We start from the raw sequence: 12459 nt of genomic DNA on the forward strand, positions 1-12459 counted from the left end.
TCACCGAGAGGAACGGGGTATCAACATATCTGGCGTTGACTTTTGGCACGCTGTTGAGTTCTCAAGGAACGGTCGCTTCCTTTGTACTCACCCTCGCGGGCTTTCCTCCGGGCGCTTCCCTTCGGCCTTACGTCTCAAACTCTACCAGAATTTTCCCCTCTCCGGTGACCACTCCCCTGCGAGCACGCAGAGGGAGATCCAGAGATTAGGATCTGACGAGTTTGGGTTCTGCCAGGTGAGGACGCTCTTGCGCGCCGCTCCGTCCTGAGCAGGGTTACGACCGTACACGGAGCCTCGGAGCAGGGGCAAATCTGCCGGGTTGGTGGTCTAGACCACTACCTGCTAGCTTCCATACGGAACCACCACTTCACATGACATACCCTGCTGCTCAACGCGCCGTTCGGGAGTACCGGTGACGGCCCGCGAGCAGCTCCACTCCTGGGAGGCTTCCCATGACCACCGTGACGTCCCCTCTCTCTGGACGGGCCATCGGACTGGCCGCAGTGCCGGATCCGGTCTTCTCCGGGGCCATGGTCGGCCCGGGTACCGCGATCGACCCCGTGCGTGAGCCCTCCGAGGCCGTCGCGCCCGTGGACGGCGTCATCGTTTCCCTGCACCCGCACGCGTTCGTCGTGGTCGACGAAAGCGGGCACGGCGTGCTCACACATCTCGGCATCGACACCGTCCAGCTCAACGGCGAGGGCTTCGAGCTGCTCGTCGACAAGGGCGACACCGTGCGGCGCGGCCAGAGCATCGTCCGCTGGAACCCCGCCTCGGTCGAGGCCGCCGGCAAGTCGCCGGTGTGCCCCGTCGTCGCGCTGGAAGCCACCGCCGAGTCCCTCTCCGGCCTCCGTGACAGCGGTGACGTGAAGACAGGCGACGGCCTCTTCTCCTGGAACTGAGAGCAGTGCCGTCGCAGGACGGCGGACAGCGCAACCACCGCGGCGGGACCTGCCGCACTATCGGAGACGGGTGAGATGGAGACAACGCTGCGAGGCGTCGGCGTGAGCCATGGCGTGGCGATCGGCGAGGTTCGGCACATGGGTACGGCGGTGCTGGAGCCGCCGGCCAAGCAGATCCCCGTGCAGGACGCGGAGCGGGAGCAGGGCCGCGCCCGTCAGGCCGTGGACGCGGTCGCCGCCGACCTGACGGCGCGCGGCAACCTGGCGGGGGGTGAGGCGCAGGCCGTGCTGGAGGCGCAGGCCATGATGGCGCAGGACCCCGAGCTGATGGCGGACGTCGACCGGCGGATCGCCGTCGGCAGCACGGCGGAGCGTGCCGTCTACGACGCGTTCGCGGCCTACCGGGAGCTGCTGGCCGGTGCGGGTGAGTACCTCGCCGGCCGCGTGGCCGACCTGGATGACGTGCGCAACCGGATCGTCGCCCGTCTGCTGGGCGTTCCGATGCCGGGTGTCCCGGACAGTGACTCGCCTTATGTGCTGGTGGCACGGGACCTGGCCCCCGCGGACACGGCGTTGCTGGACCCGTCTCTGGTGCTCGGTTTCGTGACCGAGGAGGGCGGGCCGACCAGTCACAGCGCGATCCTGGCGCGGGCGCTGGGTGTGCCGGCCGTCGTGGCGCTGCCGGGCGCCGGTGAGCTGGCCGAGGGCACGGTGGTGGCCGTGGACGGCAGCACCGGCGATGTCTTCGTGAACCCCAGTGACGAGAAGAAGGCCGCGCTGGAGGCCTCGGCCGCCGAGCGCAGGGCCGCGCTGTCCGCGTCGACCGGGCCCGGTGCGACGGCGGACGGGCACAAGGTGCCGCTGCTGGCGAACGTGGGCGGGCCCGCTGACGTACCGGCGGCCGTGGAGGCCGGTGCCGAGGGTGTCGGTCTGTTCCGTACCGAGTTCCTGTTCCTGGACGACAGCAAGAACGCTCCTTCCGAGGACAAGCAGGTGGAGGCCTACCGGCAGGTGCTGGAGGCGTTCCCCGAGGGCCGTGTGGTCGTGCGGGTGCTGGACGCGGGCGCCGACAAGCCGCTGGACTTCCTGACGCCGGCCGATGAGCCGAACCCCGCGCTGGGCGTGCGGGGCCTGCGGACGCTGCTGGACCACCCCGAGGTGCTGCGCACGCAGCTGACCGCGCTGGCGCGGGCCGCGGAGGGGCTGCCCGTCCACCTCGAGGTCATGGCACCCATGGTGGCGGACCGCAGGGACGCCAGGGCGTTCGCGGACGCCTGCCGGGAGGCGGGGCTGCGGGCCAAGTTCGGCGCGATGGTGGAGATCCCGTCGGCCGCGCTGCGGGCGCGTTCGATCCTCCAGGAGGTCGAGTTCCTGTCGCTGGGCACCAACGACCTGGCGCAGTACACGTTCGCCGCGGACCGGCAGGTGGGCGCGGTGTCGCGGCTACAGGATCCGTGGCAGCCGGCGCTGCTCGACCTGGTGGCGCTGTCGGCCGAGTCGGCCAGGGCCGAGGGCAAGAGCTGCGGGGTGTGCGGTGAGGCCGCGTCCGACCCGCTGCTGGCGTGTGTGCTGACCGGTCTGGGTGTCACCTCCCTGTCCATGGGTGCGGCGTCGATTCCTTACGTCCGGGCCACGCTGGCGAAGTACACGCTGGCGCAGTGCGAGCGGGCCGCGGCGGCGGCGCGTGCGGCGGACAGCGCCGAGGAGGCGCGCGGCGCGGCTCAGGCGGTGCTGTCCGGCGAGTAGCCGTACCGGCGCGCCTCCGGCGTGGTTCAGGGGCGTCCTGCCTTCGGGTGGGGCGCCCCTGAAGTGTCTGTCCGGCCGGTGCCGGGTCTCAGTGGCGGTGGTCCGGTGCCGTGCTGTCGGCTCCGAGGTCTGGTGGCTCGCGGTAGTCGACGTTGGACTCCGGGGAGATCAGGTCACCGGTGTCGACGTCCGTGCAGTAGGCGTCGAAGACCTCGGACGCGGTCAGGGGTTCCAGGTCGCCGGTGCGCAGTCGCCAGCCGTAGACCTGGTCGGCCGTGCCGGTGGCGGTGGTGCGGATGACGAGTCCGCCGGGGCTTCGGGTCGCGAGGCCGAGGGCGAGGACCCCGGTGAACTCGAGGGCCTCGGCCTCGTCCAGGCGGGTCGCGCCGTGGGGGTCCTGGTCGCCGTGCAGGACGGCGACGAGGGTGTCCGGGGCCGCGGAGACGGTGCAGACCAGGTGCCGGTCACCGGGCGGTGCGGTGTCGAGGATGCGGACCACCAGGTCGGCGGCGCGGGTGAAGGCCGCCCTGCCGATGTCCTCGCCGCAGGTGGGGCAGGGGCCGAGGCGGGTCAGGAGGGTGGTGGCGTACTCCCAGGTGGCCTGGCGTACGGCTTCGTCGACGAGGGCCGGCAGGAGGTCGGCGAGGGGCCGGCCGTCGTAGGGGACGGTGGGGCCGGTGGCCGCGAGTTCCGCCGTGAACCGGGTGCGGCTGGCCGGGGCTTCCGGGTCCAGGCCGGTGTCCGCGCAGTAGACGGCGTAGTCCTCGGGGTCGAACAGGGCGAGGGTGGTGTGGCTGCCCTGGGCGGCGCGGGTGCGCAGAACGGCCTCCATCTGCTGGAGGTAGGCCGTGTGGTCGTCGAAGGTGAAGCTGCGGTAGCGCCGCATGACGCGGAAGTCGTGTTCGTCGGTGAGCACGCCGATGGTGCCGGCGATCTCGCGGCGCAGGACGCGTCGCATGGTCTGGTGGTCGGTGTGCGCCATGTTTCCCCCTGGTGCGCGGTCGATCAATGCTCACTCACCGTAACCGGCGGCACTGACAATGGGGGTGCCGCCGGTGGTCGAGGATCGGTGACGGGAACGTCTGCGCAGGTCAGGGATGCTGCGTGCGGCGCGGGCGCGGGCGCGGAGGGTGATGCTCCGGGTGGGTCAGGCGCGTTCGCGCGCGAGGTCCTCGTAGAAGCCGAGCAGGGCGAGGTTGTCGATGGAGCCGGGGTTGACCGCCTTCTCCAGGGGGGTTCCTTGCAGCAGGCGTTTGACCGGGACCTCGATGCGCTTGCCGGTGAGGGTGTGCGGGATGCCGGGGACTTCGATGATCTCGTCGGGGATGTGGCGGGGTGAGAGCTGTTCGCGGATGGATCGCTTGATCCGGTCCAGAAGTGGCTCGTCGAGGGTGGCTCCCGGTGCGAGGTGCACGAACAGCGGCATCCAGTAGCCGCCGTCGGGTTGTTCGATGCCGATGACGAGGGACTCCCTGATCTCCGGCAGGCGTTCGACGACCTCGTAGATGTCGGCCGAGCCCATGCGGACGCCCTGGCGGTTGAGGGTGGAGTCGGAGCGGCCGTGGATGATCACGGTCCCGCGCGAGGTGAGGGTGATCCAGTCGCCGTGGCGCCAGACGCCGGGGTAGGTGTCGAAGTAACTGTCGTGGTAGCGGCTGCCGTCGGGGTCGTTCCAGAAGTGGATCGGCATGGAGGGCATGGGGTTGGTGACGATCAGCTCGCCGACCTCGTCGACCAGGGGCTTGCCGCTCGGATCCCAGGACTGGAGGTCGGTGCCGAGGCCGGGTGCCTGGAGTTCGCCGGTGTACACGGGGAGGGTGGGTACGGCTCCGGCGAAGCAGGAGCAGACGTCGGTGCCGCCGCTGACGGAGGCGATCCACAGGTCGTCGCGGACCTCGTCGTGCAGCCAGCGGAAGCCGTCGGGGGGCAACGGGGAGCCGGTGGTGGCGACGCACTTCACCGTGGACAGGTCGTGTTCGCGGGCGGGGTGGACGCCGGCCTTGCGGCAGGCCATGACGTAGGCGGCGGAGGTGCCGTAGAGGGTGGCTCCGGTGCGTTCGGCGATCCGCCACTGGGCGCCCGTGTCGGGGTAGCCGGGGCTGCCGTCGTACAGGACGATCGTGGTGCCCGTGAGCAGGCCGGAGACGAGGAAGTTCCACATCATCCAGCCGGTCGAGGTGTACCAGAAGAAACGGTCCTCGGGGCCGAGGTCGCAGTGCAGGCCGAGCTGTTTGAGGTGTTCGACCAGGATGCCGCCCTGCGACTGGACGATGGCCTTGGGCAGGCCGGTCGTACCGGAGGAGTACAGGACCCACAGCGGATGGTCGAACGGGACCTGTTCGAAGACCGGCTCGCTGTCCCCGGCCGTCAGCGCCGACCACTCCAGGGCGCCCTCGGGTGCGTCGGTGCCCAGCAGCGGGATGTGGACGACGGCGCGCAGGGTGGGCAGCTCGCGGCGCAGCTCGGCGACGGTCTCCCGGCGGTCGTGCTCCTTGCCGCCGTAGCGGTAGCCGTCGACGGTGAACAGGACGACGGGTTCGACCTGCTGGAACCGGTCGAGGACGCTGCGGGCGCCGAAGTCGGGGGCGCAGGAGGTCCACACTGCGCCGACGGCGGCCGTGGCGAGGAGCGCGACGACGGCCTGCGGGATGTTGGGGAGGTAGCCGCTGACGCGGTCACCGGGGCGTACGCCGAGGGTGCGCAGCGCGGCGGCGAGGGAGCCGACCTCGCGGCGCAGCTCGGACCAGGTCACCGGGCGTGGTTCGTGGATCTCGTCGACGTACAGGAGGGCGGGCTCGTCCGCGCGGGCGGCCGCGGCGCGCAGGGCGTGTTCGGCGTAGTTGAGGGTGGCTCCGGGGAACCAGTGGGCGCCGGGCATGGCGCGGTCGCCGAGCACGCGCGCGTAGGGGGTCGAGAACCGTACGTCGAACCACTCGGTGACGGCTGCCCAGAAGGTGTCCAGCTGGTCGACGGACCAGCGGTGCAGGGCCGGGTAGCCGCCGTCGGCGGGGGCGCCGTGGTGTGCGGCGGCCCATGCCTGGAACTGGGTGATGCGGGCCTGGGCGATCCGCTGGGGATCGGGCTGCCAGAGCGGCTGGGGGTTCGCGGTCGACATTGGGGTGGCTCCCGGGCTGTGCGCGTCGTGGGCGTCGGTCCGCGCACGGGCTGGGGTGTGCGCGTGACGCGGCTGACAGGGACGATGCCATGTGATCGATTTCTGCACCAGGGTGTCCCCCACATAGTCCGTGTCATGAAGATGTGGTGCCGTCACGGGTGAACGGCAGTTGAACGCCGCACGCGCGTGGGTCGCTCAGTGGCAGGGTGAGCAGCATGGACGGTCGTGACCTGGTGCGTTCGGTGAGTGTGATGGGTTCGGGGTGGGCTGCTCGGGGGTTGCGTACCGTACGGGCCGCCTGGGGCGGAAGGCGTGCCGACGCCGCCCTGCCGGCGCCTCGGGGGCCTGAGCGGGCCCGCGTGCCGGGGCAGGTGCAGGGCGCGGAGCCGGGCCCCGGGGGCGGTCTGATCCGGTTCGGCCGCTCGGAGCTGCGGATCGTCGTGGCGGTGAACGGGGCGGTCTTCTGGGGGTGGGACGGGGCCGGTCCGCAGCCGTCGTACGCGCTCGCGGGCAGCGGCCCCGACCCGGATCCGCGGGCGGTGCTGGAGCCGGACAAGGACGGCGGCTGGCGGGTGGTGGCCGAGCGGATGACGGTCGTCGTCTCGCGGTACGGCGCGGTGGAGGTGTGCACACCGGGCGGGGTGAGCCTGCGGCGGGAGCTGCCGCCGCGCTGGTGGGAGCCGGCCGGCGGGGGTGCGGCCCGGTGGGTGCAGCGTTCGGAGGTGGCGGCGGACGCCCGGTTCTTCGGCCTGGGCGGGCGCGCGTGCGGACCCCGGTTGCGGGACGGCGTGTACCGGCTGGGGAACGCCGCTCCCGGCCGCGCGTCCGGGCCGGGTGACGAGCGGCTGGATCTGACGATGCCGGTGCAGCTGGTGGTGGCCGACGCCGGCACGCATCTGGTGTTCCACGACACCACCTGGGACGGGACCGTGGTGCTTCGGGAGGGCGAGGAGGGGGCCGGGTCCGGGCACGACCGGGCGGGGCACTGCGAACTGCGGATGGACGGCGGTCCGCTGCGCTGCTGGGTCGTGGTGGGCACTCCCGCGCGCGTGCTGCACGCGTGGGCCGCGCTGACCGGGGCGCCCGCGCTGCCGCCCGCGTGGGCGCTGGGCCACCAGTACGCGCGGTCCGGCCCGGGCGGTGAGCAGGAGGTGCGCCGGGTCGTCGCGGGCTACCAGGAACGGGGGCTGCCGCTGGACGCCGTACACCTCGATGTCGGTCGTGACGCCGGCCGGGTGTCCGCCGTCGACGAGGAGCGTTTTCCCAAGCTGTCGGTGCTGGCGGAGGAACTGCGCCGGGACGGGATCCGGCTGGTGTCGGTCGTCGGCGCGGCGGTCCGGGCTGAACCGGGCGAGGCCGTTCACGGCGGCGGTTCGGCCGTGGACGCGTTCGTACGGGACGCGGGGGGCCGCACGGTGCGGACCGGCGGGACGGACGCGTGGTGGGGCGGTCTGCACGCGGAGCGGCTGGGACAGGGCTTCGCCGGATTCTGGCAGGTCGGGCACGAACCGGTGCCGTGCGGCGCCCGGTACGCCTCGGACGGACGGGGCGGCGATCAGGGGGAAGCGCACCACGTGTACGGGCTGTGCGCGGCCCGGGCGGGCTACGAGGCGCTGCGCGAGCTGTCGCCCCAGGAGCGGCCGTTCCAGTTCTCGCGCTGGGGCTGGGCGGGGTCGCAGCGGTACGGCGGCACCTGGTCGGGGGACGTGGCGACGGGCTGGCCCGGGCTGCGGGCGGCGCTGTCGCAGGTGCTCGGCCTGGGACTGTGCGGGGTGCCGTACTCGGGTCCGGACCTCGGCGGTCGCGACGGCGGTCCGTCACCGGAGCTTTATCTGCGGTGGTTGCAGCTCGGAGCGTATCTGCCGCTGTTCCGTACGCACACGCATCCGCGGGCGGGGCGCGGGGACCCGTGGGAATTCGGTGCCGACGTGCTGGAGCACGCGCGCGTGGCGCTGCTCGAACGGCGGCGGCTGCTGCCGTACTTCCTGACGCTGGCCCATCTGGCGCGGCGGACCGGCGCGCCCTATGTGCGGCCGCTGTGGTGGGCGGCGCCGGAGGACCGGGCGCTGCGCGACTGCGAGGACGCTTTCCTGCTGGGCGACGGCCTGCTGGTCGCCCCGGTCCTGGACGCCGGGGCCGGCCGGCGCGCGGTGCGGCTGCCGCGGGGCCGCTGGTACGACACGGTGACGGAGGAGGTTCACGAGGGCCCGGCACAGGTGCGCGTGGACGCGCCGCTGTCGCGCATACCCGTGTTCGCGCGCGCGGGGACGGTGCTGCCGGTGCGGGGCGCCGACGGCGGGCTGGAGCTGGAGGTCTGGGCGCCCGCGCCCGGACGCACGGGAGGCGGCCTGGTCGTGCCGGACGCGGGCGACGGGTGGGACGACCCGGAGATCGAACGCTACGTCGTCCGCCGGCAGGGCGACCGGGTGGTGGTCACCCGTGACCGGGAGGGCGGCGGGGGTGAGCCGCTCTGGCCGGTACGCGTACGGGGGCTCGGCTGAGGCCTCCGGGGCAGACGCAGCGGGCCGGGAGCCCGGAAGAAGCTCCCGGCTCAGACGCAGCGGGCCGAAGGGTCGGCTGAGGCGTCCGGGGCAGTGGGCCGGGGCTTGGCTGAGGCTCCCGGCTCAGACGTAGCGGCCCTCGAACCACGCCTGCACCGCGGCGGTGTGCAGCGGGAAGGCGAGTTTCGCGGGTCTGCGCAGCAGGTGCCGGCCGTCCGTCTCGGTCGTGGGCACGAAGGGCGGGAGTCCGTCGGCCGGGCGTTCGGGCAGGGCCCCGAACAGCAGCAGGTGCCCGTCGGACGAGCTCATGGCGTCCACGAGCCGCACGTCCCGGGCGGCTGCGTCGATGCCGGTCTCCTCCCCGAGTTCGCGTACGACGGCCTGCTTCCAGTCCTCACCGTCGTCGATGTAGCCGCCGGGCAGGGCCGTGCCTCCGCGCGCGGGGGCGACGGTCCGGGTGATGACGACCAGGGCGGTGCCCTTCGTGTCGTACACGGGCTGGAGCGCGACGGCGACCGGCAGCGGGTTGCGGTAGGCGACGGTTCCGCAGCACGGGCAGGTGCGGGGCCAGCCGGAAATGGCCTCTCCGTAGGGCGCTCCGCAGCCAGAACAGTGTGAGTTCGGTGCGGAGTTGACAGCCGGATGCTGAGTTTCGGACACGCGCGGACTGTATCCGATCAGGGGACGGACGTCTTCTGCCGGTGATGTGCCGGGATCGAGCGGAACAGGAAGGGTGGCCGGAATCACCCCCGTCGATCCCGGCCACCCTTCCTGTACCACGACGCCGTACGGGGCCATTCGGTTCACGCGAACCGGCCGCGCCCCGGTCTTCTTCCCACGCGGGGACGTCCGCTGCCGCGACCGGGGCGCCCACGCTGTGTGATCGATCCGGAATGCTGCGTGAACGTCTCATGAACCGGGCTTGGGCGCGCGCGGGCGGCGCCATCATGCTGCCGTGCACTCCTGGACGGATACTCTGCGCTTCGCCTTCCAGCCGGTGGTCAACCTGAGGACGGGCACGGTCGCCGCGCTGGAGACGCTCGCCCGCCCGGAGAGCGGCGATGTCCTCGCCGAGGCCCGCCGCGATCCGGAACTGGACGGCCGGCTGGCCGTGCTGGCGTTCCGCGCCGCGGCGCGCAAGGAGACGCTGCTGCCGCTGCACCTGAACGTGTTCGCGGCGACGCTCGCCGACCTCGGCGGCCTCACACCGCTGCGCGACGCCGTGCGCGCGGCGGGGCGCCTGCCCTGGGAGGTGACGGTCGACATCGTCCCGCCCTGCACGCACGTGCCGCAGCGGGCCCTGCTGGAGGCGGTGGCCTCGCTGCGCGAGCAGGGGTTCCGGATCAGCGCGGACGGCATCGGTGACGGCGACGTGCCACTCAGGCTGCTCACCGACCTCTCCCCCGATCTGGTCAAGCTCGACGCGTGCCTGCTGGCGCGGCCGGCCGCGGTGCGGGCGATGCGGACGCTGTGCGAGGAGCTGGGCGCCCTGGTCGCGGTGGAGGGCGTGGAGACCGAACGGCAGTACGCGGTGGCGCTGTCGGCCGGCGCGCAGCTGGCCCAGGGCGAGCTGTTCGCGCCACCGGCCCGGATCCCCGTCGCGGACGTGTACGTCCCGCCGCAGGCTCCCGGTGCCCCGGCCGCCCCGCGCTCCGGGCCGTCGGTGCGGGAGTTCGTGCGCCCCGCCGCCATCCTGCCGGTGACCGCGTCGGCGGGCCAGGTGCGGGCGCTGCTCACCGGATCCCCGGACGTCTCCGGAGTCCTGCTGGTGGACCGTGCCGGGCGACCCGTGCGGTCGGTGCACCGCTCGCGCTTCCTGCTGTCGATGTCCGGCCGGTACGGGCACGCCCTGTACGCCGACCGGCCGGCCGTCAGGCTGGGGGACGCGCCCCGCACGGTCGGCGCCGGTGCGACGGCCTGGGAGGTGCTGGACGTGGTCGCGGTCGGCGGCCGGGACCGGACCTCCGACGACGTGGCGGTGGTCGACGAAGGCGGCCGGTGCGTGGGAGTCGTACGGCTGGCGGACCTCGTGCGGGCGCTGGCCGAGAGCCGGGTGGAGGAGGCGGCCGGGCTCAACCCGCTGACCCGGTTGCCCGGTTCGGACGCCATCGTCGGCGAGGTGGACCGGCGGATCTCCGACGGGCGGGCGTTCGCGCTCAGCTGGCTGGACATCGACCACTTCAAACAGGTCAACGACGGCGCGGGGTTCGCCGCGGGGGACGAGCTGATCCGCGCGGTGGGCCGGGCGCTCCAGCAGGCGGTGCCGGGGCACGCGCGCGTGGGGCACATCGGCGGGGACGACTTCCTGGTGCTGGCCGACGAGGAGGCGCTGAGCCCACTGGTCGCCGCCGTACTCGACGACGCCTCCTGGTCGGCGGGTGGCCGGCCGGTCACGCTCTCCCTGGCGACCGTCGTCTGCGGAGCGGGCAGCGTGCGCGACCACCATCAGGCCGCCGCCCAGCTCGCTCCGCTGAAGAAGGCCGCCAAGTCGCTGAACGGTGCGAGCTGGGTGCTCGGGCGCGCCGGGTTCCCCGGCCACGAGATCCGGCGCGGCAGCCCGGGGCCGGCCCCGGCGCAGGCCGGGTACGCCACTGCCGACCCGGGATGGTGAACCGCCCTCCCGCGCGCGGGTCGGCCCGTGCCCGCACCGCCGGGCCCGGTGGCTACGCCGGTGTCACCGTTGCCGTCGGCAACCTTGACGCCCCCGGGGCGCCGGTGAACACTTCCCGGTGTCAGCCGACATCGCCGTACATTCCCGGTGTTATCAGGCCCTGCGGCAGAGGTCTGTCCTGCTCCACGACCCGTTCCCTCCGGGCGGTGCGGCTGCGGCGGCACGCTCGGCGTGGACGCCGGTGGGGCGGCGGGGACCGGTCCCGCCTCCGGCGGACGTGGCCACGGGCGGCGTCAGGCACCCAGGCGCCGGCGGCGATCGCCTCGTGGCGGCGCCGGGGGAAGCGCGTGGGCGCGTCGCACAGGACCGCGGCCCGTACCCCGGTCGGCGGGGGTACGGGCCGCGCCTGCCGCTCGGCGACGGCGGTGGACGCGGTCAGCCGGTGATGGCCTGGCGGCGGTCGGCCGCGTAGTCCATGGCGTGCCGGACGACGCCGATGAGCACCTCCTTGACCGACTCCCGGTCCCGGGCGTCGCACAGCAGGACGGGTACGTCCTCGTCCAGGTCGAGAGCCTGGCGGACGGTCTCGGCCGGGTAGCGTGCGGCGCCCTCGAAGCAGTTGACGCTGACCAGGAAGGGGATGGAGCGCCGCTCGAAGTAGTCGACGGCGGCGAAACAGTCCTCCAGGCGGCGCGTGTCGGCGAGGACCACCGCGCCGAGCGCGCCCTCGGACAGCTCGTCCCACATGAACCAGAACCGCTCCTGCCCGGGGGTGCCGAAGAGGTACAGCACCAGGTCCTCGCGCAGGGTGATGCGGCCGAAGTCCATGGCCACCGTGGTGGTGTGCTTGCCTTCGACACCGCTGGTGTCGTCCACCGGCCGCCCGGCCTCGGTGAGCAGTTCCTCGGTGCGCAGCGGCCTGATCTCGCTGACCGCGCCGACGAGGGTCGTCTTGCCCACGCCGAAGCCGCCGGCCACGAGGATCTTGAGCGTGACGGGCTCGACCGGGGGCTTGCCGCGCTCAGAACGCCCGAAGATCATCGATCTCTTCTCCTGCTTGATGGGGGTCGGGCGCCGGTCGGCCGTGGCCGCCGGCACCACTGGAGGGCTGGACGAACGCGCCGCACCCGGCGGGGCGGCCGATCCGTCTGCCGGTCACGTCACCGCTCCGCTTCCGTGCCGGTCACAGCGCCCGGAGGCCGTTGATCACATCGCGCAGGATGCTCTCGTCCGGCAGCTCGGCCGGGGGCACGGGGCGCGTCACATGGACGAGTTCGGCGTGCACGAGGTCGCCGATGAGGACGCGCACCACGCCGATGGGAAGGTCGAGTTCCGCGGCAAGCTCGGCGACCGACTGCGGTGTGTCCCGGCAGAGCCCGACGATCTCCACGTGCTCCGGCGACAGGGTCGGATCCGCTTCCGGGTCCCCGGTGCCGGGCTCGGTGACGACGACCGCGATCACGTCGAGGCGGTGCTGGGCCGTACTCGTGGTGCGGCCACGCGTCATGGCGTACGGACGGACGACCGGTCCGGCCTCGTCGTCGAACCAGTGTTTCCCTGCCTGACCGTCTGCGCTCATGTCAT

Annotated in this window: 9 protein-coding genes; 4 read left to right on the forward strand and 5 right to left on the reverse strand. The window is 73.0% G+C overall.

Annotated features, from left to right (window positions below; translation table 11 throughout):
- Window positions 1-452: 452 nt before the first annotated feature.
- Together ABZ117_RS27655 and ptsP are read left to right on the forward strand one after the other, a co-directional pair.
- A complete protein-coding gene (locus ABZ117_RS27655) occupies window positions 453-902 on the forward strand; it encodes a PTS glucose transporter subunit IIA (RefSeq protein WP_356824515.1) in 450 nt (149 codons plus the stop codon).
- Window positions 903-977: 75 nt separating this feature from the next.
- The gene (gene ptsP, locus ABZ117_RS27660; protein WP_356824516.1) at window positions 978-2648 is read left to right on the forward strand and encodes a phosphoenolpyruvate--protein phosphotransferase; all 1671 of its coding nucleotides are present in this window, start codon (window positions 978-980) and stop codon (window positions 2646-2648) included.
- Between the two features lie 88 nt (window positions 2649-2736).
- Here ptsP and ABZ117_RS27665 read toward each other — a convergent pair whose 3' ends face one another.
- Both ABZ117_RS27665 and ABZ117_RS27670 read right to left on the reverse strand, forming a co-directional pair.
- Window positions 2737-3630, reverse strand: coding sequence for a hypothetical protein (locus ABZ117_RS27665; protein WP_356824517.1), 894 nt, complete (start codon window positions 3628-3630; stop codon window positions 2737-2739).
- Window positions 3631-3795: 165 nt separating this feature from the next.
- Window positions 3796-5763 (reverse strand): acetoacetate--CoA ligase, encoded by a 1968-nt coding sequence (locus ABZ117_RS27670; protein WP_356824518.1) that lies wholly within the window; start codon window positions 5761-5763, stop codon window positions 3796-3798.
- 215 nt (window positions 5764-5978) lie between these two features.
- Between ABZ117_RS27670 and ABZ117_RS27675 the strand changes: the two genes are divergently transcribed.
- Window positions 5979-8264 carry a glycoside hydrolase family 31 protein gene (locus ABZ117_RS27675; protein ID WP_356824519.1) on the forward strand — a complete coding sequence of 762 codons (2286 nt, stop codon included), beginning with the start codon at window positions 5979-5981 and terminating at the stop codon, window positions 8262-8264.
- Window positions 8265-8387: 123 nt separating this feature from the next.
- Here the strand turns inward: ABZ117_RS27675 and ABZ117_RS27680 are convergent, their stop codons facing one another.
- Complete coding sequence (locus tag ABZ117_RS27680; RefSeq protein WP_356824520.1) at window positions 8388-8924, reverse strand: NUDIX domain-containing protein; 537 nt, start codon at window positions 8922-8924, stop codon at window positions 8388-8390.
- A gap of 295 nt (window positions 8925-9219) precedes the next feature.
- Here ABZ117_RS27680 and ABZ117_RS27685 point away from each other — a divergent pair, with 295 nt between their 5' ends.
- Window positions 9220-10875 carry a GGDEF domain-containing protein gene (locus ABZ117_RS27685; RefSeq protein ID WP_356824521.1) on the forward strand — a complete coding sequence of 552 codons (1656 nt, stop codon included), beginning with the start codon at window positions 9220-9222 and terminating at the stop codon, window positions 10873-10875.
- Window positions 10876-11310: 435 nt separating this feature from the next.
- Here the strand turns inward: ABZ117_RS27685 and ABZ117_RS27690 are convergent, their stop codons facing one another.
- Both ABZ117_RS27690 and ABZ117_RS27695 read right to left on the reverse strand, forming a co-directional pair.
- Entirely contained in the window at window positions 11311-11916 is a 606-nt protein-coding gene (locus ABZ117_RS27690) for an ATP/GTP-binding protein (RefSeq protein ID WP_356824522.1), read from the reverse strand.
- Between the two features lie 142 nt (window positions 11917-12058).
- Window positions 12059-12454 (reverse strand): DUF742 domain-containing protein, encoded by a 396-nt coding sequence (locus ABZ117_RS27695; RefSeq protein WP_356824523.1) that lies wholly within the window; start codon window positions 12452-12454, stop codon window positions 12059-12061.
- Window positions 12455-12459: the final 5 nt, after the last annotated feature.

Source organism: Streptomyces sp. NPDC006309 (assembly GCF_040613095.1).
Classification (GTDB): Bacteria; Actinomycetota; Actinomycetes; order Streptomycetales; family Streptomycetaceae; genus Streptomyces.